The organism is Cloacibacillus porcorum (assembly GCF_001701045.1).
Lineage (GTDB): Bacteria > Synergistota > Synergistia > Synergistales > Synergistaceae > Cloacibacillus > Cloacibacillus porcorum.
Genome location: NZ_CP016757.1, coordinates 1,047,501 through 1,065,863, shown reverse-complemented (window position 1 = coordinate 1,065,863; position 18,363 = coordinate 1,047,501). Strand labels below are relative to the sequence as shown.

The following is an 18,363-nucleotide window of genomic DNA, read 5'->3' as shown; positions in this document are numbered from 1 at the left end:
AAAATATAAAGCCTCGGCTTGAGAAGGGACGTGGGGATAGGGTTGAAAGATAAGATCCAGCTCTATGGATTCAACAACCTGACAAAAACGTTGAGTTTCAACATTTACGACATCTGTTTTGCAAAGACAGACCGGGAAAAGCAGGATTATATCGCTTACATTGACGAGCAGTATAATTCCGAACGGCTTACCAAGATATTGTGCGGCGTTACGGACATCATTGGCGCCTGTATATTGAATATCTCTAAACAGGATTACGATCCGCAGGGGGCCAGCGTCACCATCCTCATCTCCGAGGAGTCCGTGCCTCCGGCACAGATCGACGACTCCTGCAACCGCGGCTGCTGGGCGCAGAAGATCAACGACGAACGCGAAACGGTCGTCGCCCATCTCGACAAGAGCCACGTGACCGTACACACCTACCCCGAATTTCACCCCAACAACGACATCAGCTCATTCCGCGTCGATATCGACGTCTCTACCTGTGGCAAGATATCGCCGCTGAACGCGCTCAACTACCTCATCGGTCAATTCGACTCCGACATCATCGCGCTCGACTACCGCATCCGCGGCTTCACGCGCGACATAGACGGGAAAAAATACTACAAGGACCATGAGATAAATTCCATTCAGAACTATATCGACGAGGCTACGCTGCGCCGATACGACGCGATAGACGTCAACGTTTATCAGTCGAACATCTTTCATACAAAGATGATGCTGAAAGAGATACGGCTCGCCGACTACCTCTTCAACATCGATCCCCGCGAGCTGCCGCCCGAAGAGCGTCTGTCGATCACCGACCGCATCACGAAAGAGATGCTCGAGATCTACTACGGAATGAATATGTACTAAGTGGGCGTGATGAGAGAGAGAACATACAAACTCGCCCAGGACAGGGCCCCGCTGCTGGACGCGCTCACGGAATACCGTCGGGGACGCGTGGTCCCCTTCGACGTCCCCGGACACAAGCAGGGACGCGGAACGCCTGAGCTGACGGAATTTCTCGGCAAAAGCTGTCTCTCCGTCGACGTCAACTCTATGAAGCCGCTCGACAACCTCAGCCATCCGACCTCCGTCATCAAAGAGGCGGAGGCGCTGGCCGCCGACGCCTTCGGCGCGGACGACGCCTTTCTGATCATCGGCGGCACCACCGCCGCCGTGCAGGCGATGATAATGAGCGTCTGCAAACGCGGCGATTCTATAATCATTCCGCGCAACGTTCATAAATCGGCGATCAACGCCCTCATCCTCTGCGGTATCATCCCCGTCTATGTCGATCCCGGCATCCACCCGGAGCTCGGCATCTCGCTCGGCATGAGCGCCGACCACGTGGAGGCGGCGATTGCCGCCCACCCTGAGGCAAAGGCCGTCTTCGTCAACAACCCCACCTATTACGGTATCTGCGCCGACCTGCGGCGCATCACCGAGGCGGCACACCGCGCGGGAATGGCGGCGCTTATTGACGAAGCCCACGGCACACACTTCTATTTCGGCGGCGACATGCCGCTCACGGCTATGGAGGCGGGGGCAGACATGGCGGCGGTCAGCATGCACAAGACGGGCGGTTCGCTGACGCAGAGCTCGCTGCTGATAATGAAGCGCGGCCGCGTGCGTCCGGATTACGTCCGTACGGTAATCAACCTCACACAGACGACCAGCGCCTCATACCTCCTCATGAGCTCGCTCGACATCGCGCGCAAGGCCCTCGCCACGGAGGGCAGGGAGACCTTCGCGCGCGTCGTCTCGCTCGCCGAATACGCCCGCGGCGAGATCAACAGGATCGGCGGCTATTACGCCTTCTCACGCGAGATAATCGACGGAAAATATATTTACGACTTCGATACGACAAAGCTCTCCGTCAACACGCTGAAAATCGGGCTCGCGGGCGTCGAGGTCTACGACCTGCTACGCGACGACTACGGGATACAGATAGAGTTCGGCGACATGGGCAATATGCTGGCGATCATCTCCGTCGGCGACAACCACTACGCGATTGAGCGCCTTGTCGCCTCGCTCTCCGAAATAAAGCGCCTGCATGGACGCGAAGGGCTCGGACTGCTGGACCACGAATACATCCCTCCCGTGGTGCGAATGACGCCGCAGGAGGCCTTCTACGCGCCAAGCAGCCCCCTGCCGATCAGGGAGACGGTGGGAAAGATCTCCGCGGAGTTCGTTATGTGCTATCCACCCGGCATTCCCATCCTCGCCCCCGGCGAAGAGGTCACGAGGGAGGCTCTCGACTACATTCTTTACGCGAAGGAAAAGGGCAGCCTCGTCATGGGGCCGCAGGATATGGAGTTAAACTATCTATATACGGTAAAATAGGAGGAATACAATTATGGAACTATGGTACACAGAGGAACATACCCCTACAGTACGCTTTTCGATCAAAATAAAGAAACAGCTCTTCGGCGGCAAAAGCCCCTTTCAGCAGATAGACGTCTTCGACTCGGAGGAGTTCGGGCGCTTCTTCACCCTCGACGGGCTGATGATGCTCACCGAAAAGGATGAATTCATCTATCACGACATGATAGTCCACGTCCCCATGGCGACCAACCCGAACGTCAGGCGCGTCCTCGTCATCGGCGGCGGCGACGGCGGCACAGTGCGCGAGCTCACACGCTATAAGGGCATCGAAAAGATCGACATGGTAGACATCGACGAAATGGTCGTCAAGGTCTGCCGCGAGCTGCTGCCCTTCACCTCCCGCAAACTCGACGACCCGCGCGTCACCCTCTACTTTGAGGACGGCCTTAAATTCGTGCGCACGGTCGAGGAAAAGTACGATCTTATCATTGTCGACTCGACGGACCCCTTTGGCCCGGGCGAAGGACTCTTCACAAAGGAATTTTACGGCAACTGCTTCCGGGCGCTGACGGATGACGGCATCCTCGTCAACCAGCACGAAAATCCCTACTATGATTCATATCAGGCCTCGATGAAGCGCGCCAACCAGCGCATCAAAGACTTCTTCCCCGTCTGCCGCGTCTATCAGGCTCACATACCCACCTATCCTTCGGGACACTGGCTCTTCGGCTTCGCCTCAAAAAAATTCGACCCGCTCAAAGACCTTGACGCGGAGGCCTGGAACACCCTCGGCCTTGAGACAAAATACTACAACACAGATCTCCACACCGGCGCCTTCATGCTGCCGAACTATGTGAAGAGAGAGCTAGAGCTGACAGACTAAATGGAGACAAATATCCAGGGATTTATCGGCTGCGGCGCCTCCTTTCAGGAGGCGCGCGCCGTTTTCTTCGGCGCGCCGTTCGACTCGACGACCTCCTTCCGCCCCGGCACGCGCTTCGGCCCCGCCGCGATGCGCGCCGAATCCTTCGGGATCGAGACCTACAGCCCCTATCAGGAGAGAGACCTTGAGGATTACTCTGTATTTGACGCTGGGGACCTAGACCTGCCCTTCGGCAACGCCGCGAAAACCCTCTCCGCCATCGAAGAGGCTGCCGCGGAGGTCTTGGCGGCTAACAAAATCCCCGTTCTGCTCGGCGGCGAACATCTTGTGACCCTCGGCGCGGTGCGCGCGGCGGCGAAAAGATATCCCGGCCTGCGCCTCATCCACTTCGACGCCCACGCGGATCTCCGCGCCGACTACATGGGGGAGGAACTCTCGCACGCCTCGGTGATCCGCCGCTGCCACGACATTCTCGGAGACGGCAGGATATACCAGTTCGGCATACGCTCCGGCAGCCGCGAAGAGATGCGCTGGTCTGATACGCACACGAGAATGGAAAAATTCCGCGCGGATACAATCAACGAAGCTGTGAAGGAGATCGGCGAAGCGCCGCTCTACATCACGCTCGACCTTGACGTCGTAGACCCCGCCGAGTTCCCCGGCACGGGAACGCCTGAGGCCGGAGGGCTGCGCTTCACGGAGCTGCTCGCGGCGCTCCTCTCCCTGCGCGGCCTGAATGTCAAGGCCTTCGACATCTGCGAGCTTTCGCCGCACTACGACCATTCGGGAGCCTCCACGGCGCTCGCCTGCAAGGTGCTGCGCGAAATGCTGCTCGCCTATCTTTAAATATCGGGAGACAGGATAAATGAAAAAGGTCAAAATAACGGTGCTCAAAACCACCTTCGATGAGGAACTCGCGCGCGAATATGGCGCGGGCGAGGGATTATTCTACTACGGCGACTGGATCAGAAAACCGGGTGTGGCGATATGCGCGCTGCAACGACGGGCTGCGCCCTGTAAATCGGCGTTTATAAGCACGATTTGCGTCATAAAACGGTGGTTCCGAATCCTCGCCGTATGAAGATACGGCTCCGGTATCGGAACCACCATTTTATTTAGCAACTCGCACTTCTAAACGCCGATTTACGCAATTGCGGGGAAAGATAAATTGCGGTTTAGCTTCTAGCCCTTGTTGCCTCCCTCTCTGAGGGAGGTGTCGGCCGCCTGTTTTGGGCGGCTGACGGAAGGAGTGTTGCTCTGTTTGGCGTGGTAACCGCGCCAAACAGAGCCCGCGGCAAAAGCCGCGGGAGAACCGAAGGTCAACTCTCCCTCACCCCGCTTCGCGGGGAGCTCCCTCAGAGAGGGCGCCAAAAAACATCGTTACTTATCTCTCCCCTCACCCGAAGATAAATCACTATTTTTCTCTTTCCCATCCCTGAAAAAATCTGCGTTTGCTTCGGCATTACGCACATACGCCACTGAAATTTTTCCATTTTTGTGATATCCTCCTGTTAGTCTATCTTTCAATCAATATGAACGGGGTTGGTCAACATTACAAATTCCACGCTTAGAAAAGACGCCGAGAAAATTTATACAGCCGCGCTGCGGGAGGCGATGCCCGAAGAGGCGGTGCGCAGGGCTCTGCGTGAGATGAGGCCTGTGGAGGAGCTGGTCCTCGTCGCCATCGGCAAGGCGGCCTGGAGGATGGCGAAGGCGGCCTGTGACGAGCTTGGCGAACGGATAGCCTGCGGCGCCGTCATTACAAAATACGGGCATTCGGAAGGACCGATCGCCAACCTTTCGATATACGAAGCCGGTCATCCGATCCTTGACGAAAATGGTCTTGAGGCGGCTAAGGCGGCGTTGGAGCTGACTAAAAGAGAGAGCGAAGGACGCGCGGTACTTTTTCTAGTTTCCGGCGGCGGCTCCGCGCTCTTTGAATCCCTGCTGCCGGGCGTAACGCTGGAATACATGCGCGGGCTGAACGGCAGACTGCTCGCCTGCGGCGCGGACATACAGGAGATAAATACCATTCGCAAGCTCTTCTCCGCCGTCAAGGGCGGACGGTTTGCCAGGCACTGCGCGCCGTCGAAAATCTATCAGATCGTCCTCTCCGACGTGCTCGGCGACGACCTCGGATCGATAGCCTCCGGCCCCGCCGCCCCCAACCCGGCGCGCGCGGAGGATATACGCCATATAAACGATAAATATTCACTAGGTATAGACGATAAGGTAATCGAAGGACAGAAGCCTGTCGAGACGCCGAACGTAACGACGGTGATGGCCGCCAACGTGCGCATCCTCTGCGAAGCCGCGGCGCGGCGCGCGGAAGAGCTGGGCTACAATGCCTATATTATCGACGACGCCGTTGACGGGGATGTTGAGGAGCTCGCGGAGCGGATATACGGCGCATCGAAGCTCGCCGGCGCGCAGGACTCGCCATACCGCCGTCCCTGCGCCCTCATATTCGGCGGCGAACCAACCGTGCGCCTTAAAGGCAAGGGGCTTGGCGGCCGCAATCAGGAGCTGGCGCTGATAATGGCGAAATATCTCGCCGGCAGCGACGGAATGGTTTTCGTCTCCTGCGGCTCCGACGGCACGGACGGCCCCACCGAGGCCGCCGGGGGGATGACCGACGGCTCGACATGGGACCTTATATCAAAAAGGGGCGCGGACCCTGCGGCGCTGCTGGCGGATAATGATTCAAACCGCGCCCTGAAAATAGGCGATTCGCTGATCGTCACCGGTCCCACCGGCACCAACGTCAACGACCTGATGCTGCTGCTGGTGGACCGCTAAGCGCAGAGCGACGGGGCTTCATTTTCCAGCCGCTTGACGTACCTTTCGACGGCGGCGAGAAGTCCCGTTATCTGCTCCTCCCGGATATCCCCGATGTTTCCGATGCGGAAGGTGTCGCGTTCGGAGAGCTTTCCGGGGTAGATCACATAACCGTCCCGTTTGAGGGACTCATAGAAGTCAGTAAAATCAAAACCGACTCCCTCCGGATAGAGGAAAGAGGTTATCACCGGCGAGCGCAGCTCATCGGGAAGAAGCGCACGGAAACCCAGCTCCTCCATTCCACGGATGAGCATGTCCCGATTGGCGGTATAGCGCATATTGCGCGCGACGACGCCGCCCTCCTCTTTGAGTTCGCGCATCGCCTCCGCGAAGGCGACGACGACGTGCGTCGGCGAGGTGAAACGCCACTTGCCACGGTGCTCCTCCATCGTCTTCCACTGGCTGTAGAGGTCAAGCGAAAGGGAGCGGGCACGTCCACCGCATTCGGCCAGCTCCACGCGCTTCGCGATGACGAAGGCGAAGCCGGGCACGCCCTCGATGCACTTGTTGGCACTGCTGATCAGAAAATCTATGTCGAGGTCGTCCATATAGAGCGAAATGCCGCCGAAGCTGCTCATCGCGTCAACGATAAACTTTTTGCCGCAGCTCTTCGCGACACGGCCAACGCTCTCAATGTCGTTCAGGATACCGGTCGTGGTCTCGCAGTGAACCACCGCTACATGCGTCACCGCCGGATCGTCCGCCAACATCTCGGCCAGCATCGCCGCGTCGGGGCGCTCGCATTCGTCAAAACGCAGCTCAACGGCTGGTATCTTCAAAATTCCCGCGATCTCCGCTATCCTCCTGCCGTAGGCGCCGTTCGAGAGCACCGCCAATTTGCCGCCCCGCGGAATCACGCTGCCGATCACCGACTCCACGGCAAAGGTGCCGCTGCCCTGCATCAGCACGGAGGTATAATTGGCGCATTCGGCGCGGTCACGCAGCGCCATCTCCACAAGCCCGCGCCGCAGCTCCTCCACGACGTCGTTATAATCCCTGTCCCAGGTGCACCAGTCGCGAAGCATCGCCTCCTTCACACCGGCGGTGGTCGTAAGCGGCCCCGGCGTCAGAAGCAGATATCTATTCTCTTTCATCTTTACCGATCTCCTTTACAAAAGCCGGAAGCTCTGTGATGCTCTCCAGCACATAGTCGGCCCCAGCAAGGTAAAAACGCTCCCGCGCGGCCTGTTTTCTGTCCTCGATCTCCTCCGCGGAGAGCGCCCCGAACTCCGAAGCCGTAAGGCCCAGTTCGCTGCTTCCCTTTAAGATGCCGACGCTGATCACACCGGCGTTTTTGCCCTCGCGGATATCCGCCGCCGTATCCCCCGCCTTTACCACCGCGCAGGGCGGATAGACACCGAGACGTTCCATATTCTTGAATATCATCCACGGCGCCGGCCGCCCACCGGCGACCTCGTCGGGCGTCACGACGCAGTCCGGCGCGTAGCCCGCCGCCTTCGCGAGCGGCTCGATGACATCCATCATCTCTCTCGTATAGCCGGTTGTGGAACCGATCTTTATTCCCGCCTCCCGGAGCTCCCGCACCGCGGCGCAGACCCCCTCTATCGGCTCGGCGAAGTTGTGGAGTATATTCATAAGCGCCGGTTCAAAGGCGGCGTAGATCCCCAGAGCGTCGTCGTCTGTCGGCGCGCGTCCATATTTCTCCCTGAACAGCCACGCGGGGCGCTCCATTTTGAGTAGTTCGCGGATATGCTCGAGCTTCGGCATCCCCATCGGCGCGCGCAGCTCCTCCATCTCGAGGCGCAGGCCGCGCTGCTCGAATATCTCCGAAAAGACCTTAAGCGGGGCCATCGAGCCAAAATCCACCGTCGTACCGGCCCAGTCAAGGATCACGCATTTGATTTTTCTGCAGTTTGTCATCTGTTGCCGCTCCTTTTCATCACAAAGATATATTCGTAAAGTAATTTCGCCGCCACGTTGACGAGAATGACAAGGACGGAGAGCGCCGCGGCGGGCGCGATATCCCCCGCGTCCTCCATATTGACGATCGCCACCGAGGCAAGCTTAAAATCCGCGGGATAGAGAAAGACCACCGCGGATATCGTCACCATCGCGTTGACAAAGAAATAGAGCGCCGTCTCAAAGATCGCGGCGCGGCACATCGGCACCGTAACCTTAAAGAGCGTCCGGTATGACGGTACGGCCATCGAGGCGGCGACCGCCTCTATCTCGCGGTCGAGCTTTTTCAGCGCCGAAGAGGCCGTAACATAGGGCACCGAATAAAAATGGACGATGTTCGCGAGCACCAGCACCGCCGCCGTACCATAGATGAAATTCAGCGGGTTGCCCTCCATATTGAAAAAGAATATGAAGGCCAGACCAATTGAAAGCCCCGGCAGCGCCAGCGGTATCAGAGAAAAGAGATTGTCCGCCTGCCGCAGCAGCCTGTTCGCGGTGCTCTTCTCCACCAGCCAGGCGTTCATGAATACGAATACCGTGCCGCAGAGCGCCGTCAGCAAAGCGGTGACAAGGCTGTTGAAAAAGGAGCTGATGCCTCCCGTAGCGGGACTGTCCACCGTGAAGTGCTCGAAGGTCAGCGCCATATTATAGGGCCAGGCCCTTATCAGCGAAGCGGCGAGCACCGCGCCGAAGAGCACGAGGATAAACCCCGCGACGGCGGTGCAGAATACCGTAAGCGCCGCGTCGCGCCCACGCGAGGGGACCACACGGTAGGCCATGCTGCGCGAGCTGACCGTGACGCCGTTCTCACTCGCCGTGAGACGCTCGGTGACGAACATTATCACGGCGGGGATCATCAGCAGCAGTCCGACTACCGAGCCCATCCCAAAATTCTGCTGTCCGATCACCTGCTTATAGATATCGGTGGCCAGCACGCTGTAATTGCCGCCGACCACCTTTGGCGCGCCGAAGTCGGAGAAACAGAGGCTGAAGGCGACGAGAAAGGCGCTGACAAGGCCGAACTTCGCCCCCGGCAGCGTGATCGTGCGCAATATCCGCATAGGCCGCGTCCCCATCGCGCGCGCCGCCTCATAAAGACGGTTGTCGGTATAAGAGAGCGTGATATAGAGGATCAGAAAGGCCTGCGGGAAGGTGTAGACCACCTCTGATATGATTATTCCCAGCGGCCCGTAGAGCGGCAGCTTCAGCCCCATCATCGTGACGACACCCTTATTGCCGATCAGGTAGATCAGCGCGATGCCGAACATCATCGTCGGCGCGCAGAGCGGCAGCAGCGCGAGAAACTTAAAAAGCCCCTTCGCGGGGACCACCGCGCGCGTCAGAGCGTAGGCGTAGGTGAAGGCGAGCAGCAGCGACAGAAGCGAGACCGCCGTCGATATCGCGAGCGAATTCCAGAGCGCCCCGACGAGGTGCGGCGAGGAAAAATATTCACGGAAGTTCGCGAACCCGATATAGGCCCCGTCAAAATCGGTGAAGGCCTTCGCAAAAAGAACAGCCATCGGCGCGGCGACGGCTGTAAAGAGCAGAGATAAATTTATCGCGAGAAGCGCGGTCTCGGATCTGTTGGCGTTTTTTATCTTTCTCATCGTTAGGCGCTCTTGAGCATTATGACCTTATCCTGCGGAATATCTATATAGAGGCGGCTGCCGAGCCGTAAAACCTTCGCGTCGCTCTGCTGCGAGGGGATATCTACCATCAGATGCCCCACATGCGTATCCACCTCTATGCGGTAAAAGGCTCCGCGGTACTCCACATCGCAGACCTCTGCCTGGATCGTGTTGTCAGACAGCGATTTGCTGAGACAGAGGCTCTCGGGACGGATCGCCCGGTCCGCGCCGACAAAATTAGCCGTGCCGACGAAGTCGGCGACGAAGCCGTTGACGGGAGCGTCATAGAGCGCCTGCGGCGTGTCCATCTGCTCGATGCGCCCCTCGTTCATAACGATGATACGGTCGGCCATCGAGAGGGCCTCCTCCTGGTCGTGCGTGACCATAATCGTCGTGATCGCGAAACGCTGCTGAATCTGGCGAATCTCCTTGCGGAGCTTGAGACGCACCTTCGCGTCAAGCGCCGACAGAGGCTCGTCAAGGAGCAAAAACTCCGGATTCAGCACCAGCGCGCGGCAGATGGCGACCCGCTGCTGCTGTCCGCCCGAAAGCTGCTGGGGATACTTCTTACTGTGACAGCCGAGCCCCGTGGTCTCGATGATGCCGGCGACGCGCTCCGCGGCCTCATCTTTGGAGAGCCCCTTATTCCAAAGGCCGTAGGCGATATTCTCCTCGACATTGAGATTCGGGAATAGAGCGTAAGACTGAAAGACTATCCCGAAATTTCTCTCCGAAGGTGGAGCGCAGGTCACATCGCGCCCCCCGATCTCTATACTTCCCTCATCTATGGCCTCCAGCCCGGCGAGCGAACGCAGCAGCGTGCTCTTACCACAGCCGGAGGGGCCTAATATGCAGACGAACTCTCCGTCGCGAATCTCGAAGCTCACCCTGTCGAGAGCCGTCATGCCTTTAAATCTCTTGGTAATGTTTATCGCTCGGAGAGTGGTCATCGATCTTCCCCTATTTCGCTTCCGTCTTGCCCTCGTAACGGGAGGCCCATTCCTTCAGCAGACGGTCACGGTTCTGGGCGGCCCAGCGCAGGTCGTTCTTCTTCACAAGCTGCGAGAGCGGCTCCTTTGAATAACCCTCGGGGATCGAATTGCCCACCTTCACCGCCGTGATCGCGTAATCGTCCTTCAGCGCGTTAATCGCCCTGTCGGAGATGGCCCAGTCGAGGAACTTCTTCGCCTCTGGCTTGATATTCTTCTTCTTAATCAGCGCGTTCGCCTCGACGTCCCAGCCGCTGCCCTCCACGGGGAAGACGATCTCCACGGGAGCCCCCTTCTTCTTCTGGTTCACACCGGCGTAACCGTAGGAGATACCGACGGGGAACTCGCCCGAAGCGGCCTTCTTCGCGGGCGCGGAGCCGGAGTGCGTATAGAGCGCGATATTCTCATGCAGCTTGTCGAGATACTCGAAACCCGCCCTCTCGCCCATCAGCTGGAGGATTCCCGAAACGGCGAGGAAGCCGGTGCCGGACGAGTTGGGGTTGCTCATTACGATCTTTCCCTTAAACTCGGGACGGAGAAGATCCTTGTAAGACTTTATCGCGGGCAGCCCCTGGGCCTTCGCCTCGGCGGTGTTCACCACGATCGCGCACTCCCAGGCGTCGATGCCGACCCACGCGGGCGGATTCGCCGTATCCTTCAGCATCTTTTCAACGCGGTCAAGCCCCTTCGGCGCGTATGGCTCGATAAGCCCCCTCTTCTCAAGCACGAGAAGGCTGGAGGCCGCCGTGCCCCAGACAACGTCCGCGGGGGTATTAGCGCCCTCGGCGAGCAGCTTCGCCGTGATAATGCCCGTAGAATCGCGGACAATCTTAACATCTATATCGGGATTAGCCTCCTTAAAAGTGGCAAGGTACTTATTGATCTGCTCGTTCTCCAGCGCCGTATAGACGATAAGCTCCTTACCCGCCGCATGCGCCGCCGCGGCGGCAAAGACGGCGGTAACGGCGATGAGCAGCAGCGCGAACTTCCAGGCTTTTCCGATTTGATCCGACAAATTAATCATTAAAAATCATCCTCTCAATGTGTTGGCCTAATTTAACCACCACAAAGTTACGGATGCTTTTCGCCTGGGTTACGCAAAGGTAACGTCAATACAAAAATATGTAACGGCATAAACAAAGCCGCCGGAGAGAAAACCCCTCCGGCGGCCTGTTTCTTGTGCTATTGCCTCTTCGTTACATCGTCCTTCGCGTCCGTTACATTACCTCTTCCTGCGGTAAATAAATGGAACCGCCGCAAGCAGAAGAAGTCCCGCGAATCCCGCGTTACAGCCGCTGGAGCTGCTGTGCGGAGTCGGAGCCGGTTTGGCCTTGTTGGTGGCTATCGCTATCGGGTCGACGACGTTGCCCAGTGTATCATCGAGGTCAAAATCTCCGTTGTCGGCCACAAAGACTACCAGGGTGTAAACTTCGTCGGGATTTACCTTGTCCGTAGACGCCAGGCTCTTGCCATCGAGATTCTTGAGCGTGAACATCTTGTCCCCGTACTCGGAGGCGACGGCGGCATATCCGAATTTCGCGCCCGTACCGTTCGCGAATACCTTTACAAGGTTGATATCTGCCACGACGCTGCCGTTCTTCGCGCCGAGGTCCTCGCCCATCAGCATAAGGGCTATCGCGGCTACATTTTTGCTCTTCTCCACCTGGGCCTCGACCAGCGGAAGCGTCGTGATGTTTTCCGGCGCTACGGTGCTGTCGTCCGACATCACCGACTCGACCGCGCTCTTGGCGACGACGGGGCTCACGGTAAGGTCGCCCTCTGCGTTAGCAACAAGGTCCGTAGCCTTAAAACCGATCTTCTCGGCAGTATATCTCTTGTTCTCATCCGTCGCGCCGAGTACACTGGATTCTGTGGCCTCTACATTTTCCGGTTTGCCGCTCTCCGTGTTGACCGGATTATCCTCTTTATCCACCGTTCCGACAACGACCGGCGCAGGCGTCGGGACGGGGTCGGGTTTAGCTGGGTCGGTAACGCTCACGACGCAGCCCGCGGAGTTGACGCCGCCCTTCGCCGTAACGACGGCGATACCGGCCTTAACGGCCTTCACCGTGCCGTCGGACGATACGGTGGCGATGCTGGGATCGCTCGACTCCCACGTAAACGTGTCAGCCTTGTCGCATGTCGCCGTCACCTTGCCGCTGTCGCCTACGTTAAGCTCTAGTTTGGCCGGTGTCACGACAACGTCGTCCGTATCACGTACGGAGACCTTACAGACACCCTTGCTCCCGCTGACATCTCCCGTAGCCGTTACGATGGCCGTACCCGCGCTGACGGCTGTGATAGAACCGCCCTCAACCGTGACGACTTTTGGATCGCTGCTTTCCCACGAGAATTCTTTGTCGATATCGCTGGAGGCTTTCAGCTGCGCGGTATTTTTCAGCCCCAACACGAGCTCGACCGACGACGGATCGACCGCCACTCCGGCGAGGGTCACGGTATACATCATATCCGCCCCTTGCTTTACGACATAGGGCGTTTTGACGTAATCACTAGGATCGGTGCTGTAAATACCTCCAATTACTTTGAATGACTTTACATGATCCACGCCTCCGCTGCTTATATACGTTTCAATCGCGTTTGTTTGTTCTGAGATGAGCGTCGCCGAACCGGAAATTGTCACGTCCATAGAGGCGCCCTTATAGCTCTTATGCGATATCAAAGACAGCGCGTTGCCAAGCTCGTTTGTTCCTCCACCGGAGAAAACACCATTTGCGGGAACTTTATGATCTCCGGATGCGGTGATTGTTCCTCCAGAAATCATTACCGTTCCAGCTTTTACCTGAATGCCGTCAGCAGCACTTAACTCTCCGCCGGATATACTTAAGGTGCCGCTGCTGGGATGATAGATAGCAGCAGAATCTGCGCTAGCTACGGTAATCTTTCCGCCCTCCACATAGATGCCGGAACCAGGCTCAGTGATATTAGTCCCGTTTGTGGCTATACCAAAACCATATTCAACGTTTATTTCACCGTCTTTAAATGTCACTCTGGTCCCGTCATCATATGTTGTGATGCCTATACCATTTTTGACCTCTATTATCGCTTTTTCGACGGTCAACTTGGCTCCATTTTTCACGCGTATTACGCCGTCATTATTGCTGCTATACGCGGCGGTACTGACATCCAGCAATTTTCCGCCGCCCTGGCTATCCTTAATAGTCATGTCACCTGACGTCGCATAGATTATGCTGGCCGGATATTTTGTGCTATCAGTCGTTTTGTAGACACTCGTATCAGAGGAGACCACGTGCCCGTTCAAATCCAGAGTTACCGTAAAATCTTTAGAAAGCTCTATCGCCTTTGTGTTAGCGTTTAAAGCAATATCCTCAGACAGTATATAATCTCCCGCTGTCTTAAATAAATCCCCAATATTGTTCTGACCTATCTCTGTAGCCGCCATCGCCATCGGCGCGCACATCAGCGCCATCAGCAACACAAGAAAAATTATTCCGTATTTTCTTAGTTTCCTCATTTTCATATTTCCCCTTTCTTTGTTTTGTTACCCCTTCTTTGCCGTTACAAAACCCTCATGATAAAAACCCTTTTGTCTTCCCCCTCCCTCGCAGAGACAAAATAGACTTCCAACCCCTTAAGCTCATTAACGCGGCCACAGCACGGCCATGCTCTCTGCAAGAAAAAAGAGCAAGGCCGCGGATATGGACAGCGATATGAAAAAAGTTATATATAACGCCCTCTGCTTCACAGTCTCTCCCCTCTCAATATTGCGTACCGGCAGCCGGTTTGTTCCGTTTTTTTGCATGTACCTGTCGCCGCCGTTTATTATTCGTTTCTGTTTTGCTGATATTGAATACTAAAAAACTCATTACGAATTAAGACAACAAAACATTTGGATACACCAAAACTGCATAGATGTACCTTCGTATTTTATGGATTACATTCGCCTCTTATTCGGCTATAGTGGATGTATATTCGCTTAAAGTCAATATAGTTTTAATATTTTCGCTCAATATTAATAGTATTTCGATTATTGTTAATAGCAATTTAGCTCTTTTCTAAGTAAATTGGTAGAAGAAAGGGGCTTGTCTAATGTGGAAGATTCAGAAGTACCGGATAGCCCAGGGGCTGACACAGGAAAATCTCGCGGAAAGGGTCGATCTCTCCGTAAGCTATATCTCAGAGATCGAAAATGGGAAGAAACGCCCCTTCCTGAAAACGTTGGAGAAGATAGCGGCCGCGCTTGATGTCTCTCTCGTTTCGCTGATGGGCGAGGATAGTAAAAAAGATATAAGGGAAGAGAGGCAGATAGAATGCCCTTTTCTTAAGTATACGGATGACAGCGGCGATATCGCGGCGGCAAACGGCATCACGCGGGAGATTTTCACGGCGGTAGCCGAGCTGGCAATGGAGGAAAAGATAAAGGTCCTCTCCTATGTTCGTGACCTGAAAAAGCTCTCGGACTTTATGAGAGACAAGAGATAGCGAAGTCATTTTTTACCAAAAACCGCTGCGTCGGTATTATTCTTTAATTACCATTCGATAAAACGTCTTAGTTGAACTTGCCCATCTGCTCTCCCATAATAGGGACATCAGAGGAAAAAATCCGAAAAAATTTGATATAGGAAAGCGTCTTTAAAGAGGCATGGCAAAACGCAGAAAGAAAAAACGTTCCACACTAAAAAACGCTATTTTCCTCTCACACATAATGATTGACACAAAAACAGCCCCGAGGATTACCCTCAGGGCCGTTCTTTAAATTAATTCCAGCGGAGACCTACTCTGACAGACAAACTAGCCGACCTCGCACAAATCAGAAAAACACTGATTTGGCTCCCTGGCCATGGTGGACAAACTAGCCGACCTCGCACAAAAGGCAGAACCGGCCTTTTGGCTCCCTGGCCATCCCACGGATACCCTCCGTAGTACCACCCGCGATGTAGTGCTTAACTGCCAGGTTCGGCATGGGACCGGGTGGATCCACTCCCTTGTTACGCACAGAATAAATAACACAAAAAACGACCCCGAGGATTTCCTCAGGGCCGTTCTTCAAATTAATTCTAGCGGCGACCTACTCTCCCACGGATACCCTCCGTAGTACCATCGGCGATGGAGTGCTTAACTGCCGGGTTCGGCATGGGACCGGGTGGATCCACTCCTCTATTACCACTAGAAACTTTATGAATAAACGTTTTCACGTTTACCTGCTTTGTCAATTTTCCCAGCTAACAAACTAAGTTCGAAGACGAAAATCATAGATTTTCTTTCTCACTTATCTATTACCACTAGAAACTTTATGAATAAACGTTTTCACGTTTACCTGCTTTGTCATTTCGCACGCGGATAAGTATACCACATACGCCTGCTTTTTTGACCTTCAAATTTCAACTTTAATTTGGTAGAGATTTGTGCCGAAAGACGTGAAGCGCGTAGGGAGGGCGAGCTAAGACGTACTACTGTACGTCGACGCGACCCCGACCAGCGCTTTGCGCCTTACGGTGCAAAGATCTGCCAAATTTAGGCGGATAAAGGATTTATGAGGTTAAGGCCTCGGTGTATTAGTATTGGTCAGCTCAAAGGGCGTTACCCTCTTACACCTCCAACCTATCAAACCGGTCGTCTGCCGGACACCTTACTTCTTTGACGAATGAGGTATCTCATCTTGAGGCCGGCTTCCCGCTTAGATGCCTTCAGCGGTTATCCGATCCGTACATGGCTACCCAGCTTTTACTCCTGGCGGAATAACTGGTTCACTAGCGGTACGTCCATCCCGGTCCTCTCGTACTAGGGACAGTTCCTCTCAAATACCTTGCGCCCACAGTGGATAGGGACCGAACTGTCTCACGACGTTCTGAACCCAGCTCACGTACCGCTTTAATGGGCGAACAGACCAACCCTTGGGACCTGCTTCAGCCCCAGGATGCGATGAGCCGACATCGAGGTGCCAAACGCCGCCGTCGATAGGAACTCTCGGGCGGCATCAGCCTGTTATCCCCGGGGTAGCTTTTATCCGATGAGCGATGGCCTTTCCACTCAGGACCACCGGATCACTAGGACCAACTTTCGTTTCTGATCGATCTGTCAATCTCACAGTTAAGCCACCTTATACCCTTACGCTCTGTAGATGTTTTCCATTCATCTTGAGGTGACCTTCGCGCGCCTCCGTTACTCTTTGGGAGGCGACCGCCCCAGTCAAACTGCCCGCCTGACAATGTCCCGCATCACGATTCAGTGCCTGCGGTTAGAATCCCAGCACAATAAGGGTGGTATTCCAACGACGGCTCCATAAAGTCTGGCGACCTTATTTCACTGCCTCCCACCTATCCTATACATACTATACCGAAATCCAATATCAAGTTACAGTAAAGCTCCACGGGGTCTTTCCGTCCTACTGCGGGTAACTGGCGTCTTTACCAGTACCACAATTTCACCGGGCCCACTGTCGAGACAGCGCTCAGATCGTTACACCTTTCGTGCAGGTCGGAACTTACCCGACAAGGAATTTCGCTACCTTAGGACCGTTATAGTTACGGCCGCCGTTTACTGGGGCTTCAGTTCAAAGCTTCGCCTTGCGGCTGACCTCTCCCTTTAACCTTCCAGCACCGGGCAGGTGTCAGACCCTATACTTCGGCTTGCGCCTTCAGCAGAGTCCTGTGTTTTAGTTAAACAGTCGCCTGAGCCTGGTTTCTGCGAACCAAAGATGCTTACTATGTAAAATATTCACATCTCCAGCCACTCCTTCTCCCGAAGTTACGGAGTCAACTTGCAGAGTTCCTTAACAATGGTTATCCCGTTCACCTTAGCCTTCTAAGCCAACCCACCTGTGTCGGTTTTGAGTACGGGTTCGACAGTTCTCCATAGAAGTTTTTCTCGGCAGCCGAGCATTTGCACCTTCTCGAATTGGATTCTTCCACGTCAGTTCTCGGCCTTGGAGAGAAAGGGATTTGCCTCTTTCTCAAGCCTACTACTTTGTACCGGGATTTCCATCACCCGGCGTGCATAGCTTTCTGCGTCACTCCATCTGTCAAACGAACTGCCAAAGGGCAGGATTGTCTACCTGCTGTCCATCGACTACGCCTTTCGGCCTCGCCTTAGGTCCCGCCTAACCCTGGGTGGATGAACCTTCCCCAGGAATCCTTGGGTTTTCGGTGAGTGTGTTTTTCGCACACTTTTCGCTACTCATGCCGTCATTCTCACTTCTATATTGTCCACATGATCTTACAATCATGCTTCGTCCTGTATAGAACGCTCCCCTACCAGTCAATGGATATTTCCACTGAATCCGAAGCTTCGGCGCCATGCTTAGCCCCCCACATTTTTGGCGCAGGGACGCTCGACCAGTGAGCTGTTACGCACTCTTTCAAGGATGGCTGCTTCTGAGCCAACCTCCTGGCTGTCTGGGCATCCCCACATCCTTGTAACACTTAGCATGGGCTTTGGGACCTTAGCTGTCGGGCTGGGCTGTTTCCCTTTCGACTACGGATCTTCGCACTCGCAGTCTCACTCCCAATCCAGATCTGCAGGTATTCTGAGTTTGATTAAGCTCGGTAGGCAGTGCTGCCCCCTCACCTATTCAGTGCTTTACCCCCTGCAGTCTTACCGATTGAGGCTGCACCTCAATGCATTTCGGGGAGAACCAGCTATCACCATACTCGATTAGCTTTTCACTCCTATCCACACCTCATCCAGGCCTTTTTCAACAGGCTGTGGTTCGATCCTCCAACCGGTGTTACCCGGTCTTCAATCTGGACATGGATAGATCGTATGGCTTCGGGTCTATAGCATGTGACTTGCGCCCTGTTCAGACTCGCTTTCGCTG

General features: G+C 55.4%; 13 protein-coding genes and 3 rRNA genes (1 of these 16 cut by a window edge). 7 read left to right on the top strand and 9 right to left on the bottom strand.

Annotation, left to right across the window (positions count from 1 at the left end; translation table 11 throughout):
- Positions 1–42: 42 nt before the first annotated feature.
- The 6 genes from speD (at position 43) to BED41_RS04765 (ending at position 5,992) form a co-directional block, all read left to right on the top strand.
- Entirely contained in the window at positions 43–855 is an 813-nt protein-coding gene (speD, locus tag BED41_RS04785) for an adenosylmethionine decarboxylase (RefSeq protein ID WP_066743620.1), read from the top strand.
- A 9-nt stretch (positions 856–864) separates the two neighbouring features.
- Positions 865–2,328 carry an aminotransferase class I/II-fold pyridoxal phosphate-dependent enzyme gene (locus tag BED41_RS04780; protein WP_066743619.1) on the top strand — a complete coding sequence of 488 codons (1,464 nt, stop codon included), beginning with the start codon at positions 865–867 and terminating at the stop codon, positions 2,326–2,328.
- Between the two features lie 13 nt (positions 2,329–2,341).
- Complete coding sequence (gene speE / locus BED41_RS04775; RefSeq protein WP_066743617.1) at positions 2,342–3,193, top strand: polyamine aminopropyltransferase; 852 nt, start codon at positions 2,342–2,344, stop codon at positions 3,191–3,193.
- Complete coding sequence (gene speB, locus BED41_RS04770) at positions 3,194–4,039, top strand: agmatinase (RefSeq protein ID WP_066743615.1); 846 nt, start codon at positions 3,194–3,196, stop codon at positions 4,037–4,039. It begins immediately after the preceding gene.
- Positions 4,040–4,058: 19 nt separating this feature from the next.
- Positions 4,059–4,274, top strand: coding sequence for a hypothetical protein (locus BED41_RS16610; protein ID WP_229712398.1), 216 nt, complete (start codon positions 4,059–4,061; stop codon positions 4,272–4,274).
- 461 nt (positions 4,275–4,735) lie between these two features.
- Positions 4,736–5,992 (top strand): glycerate kinase type-2 family protein, encoded by a 1,257-nt coding sequence (locus BED41_RS04765; RefSeq protein WP_229712397.1) that lies wholly within the window; start codon positions 4,736–4,738, stop codon positions 5,990–5,992.
- On the opposite strand, the gene phnW is transcribed toward BED41_RS04765, so the two are convergent.
- The 6 genes from phnW to BED41_RS04735 form a co-directional block, all read right to left on the bottom strand.
- On the bottom strand, positions 5,989–7,125 hold the full coding sequence (gene phnW / locus BED41_RS04760; protein ID WP_066743608.1) for a 2-aminoethylphosphonate--pyruvate transaminase: 1,137 nt from the start codon (positions 7,123–7,125) through the stop codon (positions 5,989–5,991). The two genes, BED41_RS04765 and phnW, sit on opposite strands and share 4 nt — an antisense overlap.
- Complete coding sequence (gene phnX, locus BED41_RS04755) at positions 7,112–7,912, bottom strand: phosphonoacetaldehyde hydrolase (RefSeq protein WP_066743606.1); 801 nt, start codon at positions 7,910–7,912, stop codon at positions 7,112–7,114. Before phnX ends, phnW begins: the two co-directional genes overlap by 14 nt.
- Positions 7,909–9,558, bottom strand: coding sequence for a putative 2-aminoethylphosphonate ABC transporter permease subunit (locus tag BED41_RS04750; protein ID WP_066743603.1), 1,650 nt, complete (start codon positions 9,556–9,558; stop codon positions 7,909–7,911). The genes phnX and BED41_RS04750 overlap by 4 nt, the downstream gene beginning before the upstream one ends.
- A gap of 2 nt (positions 9,559–9,560) precedes the next feature.
- On the bottom strand, positions 9,561–10,529 hold the full coding sequence (locus BED41_RS04745; RefSeq protein WP_066743601.1) for an ABC transporter ATP-binding protein: 969 nt from the start codon (positions 10,527–10,529) through the stop codon (positions 9,561–9,563).
- 10 nt (positions 10,530–10,539) lie between these two features.
- Positions 10,540–11,592 (bottom strand): putative 2-aminoethylphosphonate ABC transporter substrate-binding protein, encoded by a 1,053-nt coding sequence (locus tag BED41_RS04740; protein WP_066743599.1) that lies wholly within the window; start codon positions 11,590–11,592, stop codon positions 10,540–10,542.
- A 198-nt stretch (positions 11,593–11,790) separates the two neighbouring features.
- The gene (locus BED41_RS04735; protein WP_168160231.1) at positions 11,791–14,061 is read right to left on the bottom strand and encodes an Ig-like domain-containing protein; all 2,271 of its coding nucleotides are present in this window, start codon (positions 14,059–14,061) and stop codon (positions 11,791–11,793) included.
- A 575-nt stretch (positions 14,062–14,636) separates the two neighbouring features.
- Between BED41_RS04735 and BED41_RS04730 the strand changes: the two genes are divergently transcribed.
- Positions 14,637–15,029 carry a helix-turn-helix domain-containing protein gene (locus tag BED41_RS04730; protein ID WP_066743590.1) on the top strand — a complete coding sequence of 131 codons (393 nt, stop codon included), beginning with the start codon at positions 14,637–14,639 and terminating at the stop codon, positions 15,027–15,029.
- 400 nt (positions 15,030–15,429) lie between these two features.
- Here BED41_RS04730 and rrf (BED41_RS04725) read toward each other — a convergent pair.
- The 3 genes from rrf (BED41_RS04725) to BED41_RS04715 all read right to left on the bottom strand — a co-directional run.
- A 5S ribosomal RNA gene (gene rrf, locus BED41_RS04725) occupies positions 15,430–15,546 on the bottom strand.
- Positions 15,547–15,602: 56 nt separating this feature from the next.
- Positions 15,603–15,718 (bottom strand): 5S ribosomal RNA (rrf, locus tag BED41_RS04720).
- A gap of 364 nt (positions 15,719–16,082) precedes the next feature.
- Positions 16,083–18,363: ribosomal RNA gene (locus BED41_RS04715) — 23S ribosomal RNA — on the bottom strand; it runs 693 nt beyond the window's last position.

Bases quoted from the DNA above. Each gene is read 5' to 3' on its own strand.
- speB (WP_066743615.1), top strand. From the start codon at position 3,194: ATGGAGACAAATATCCAGGGATTTATCGGCTGCGGCGCCTCCTTTCAG.
- BED41_RS04730 (WP_066743590.1), top strand. From the start codon at position 14,637: ATGTGGAAGATTCAGAAGTACCGGATAGCCCAGGGGCTGACACAGGAA.
- BED41_RS04750 (WP_066743603.1), bottom strand. From the start codon at position 9,558: ATGAGAAAGATAAAAAACGCCAACAGATCCGAGACCGCGCTTCTCGCG.
- phnW (WP_066743608.1), bottom strand. From the start codon at position 7,125: ATGAAAGAGAATAGATATCTGCTTCTGACGCCGGGGCCGCTTACGACC.
- speE (WP_066743617.1), top strand. From the start codon at position 2,342: ATGGAACTATGGTACACAGAGGAACATACCCCTACAGTACGCTTTTCG.
- phnX (WP_066743606.1), bottom strand. From the start codon at position 7,912: ATGACAAACTGCAGAAAAATCAAATGCGTGATCCTTGACTGGGCCGGT.
- BED41_RS04745 (WP_066743601.1), bottom strand. From the start codon at position 10,529: ATGACCACTCTCCGAGCGATAAACATTACCAAGAGATTTAAAGGCATG.
- BED41_RS04735 (WP_168160231.1), bottom strand. From the start codon at position 14,061: ATGAGGAAACTAAGAAAATACGGAATAATTTTTCTTGTGTTGCTGATG.
- BED41_RS16610 (WP_229712398.1), top strand. From the start codon at position 4,059: ATGAAAAAGGTCAAAATAACGGTGCTCAAAACCACCTTCGATGAGGAA.
- BED41_RS04740 (WP_066743599.1), bottom strand. From the start codon at position 11,592: ATGATTAATTTGTCGGATCAAATCGGAAAAGCCTGGAAGTTCGCGCTG.
- BED41_RS04780 (WP_066743619.1), top strand. From the start codon at position 865: ATGAGAGAGAGAACATACAAACTCGCCCAGGACAGGGCCCCGCTGCTG.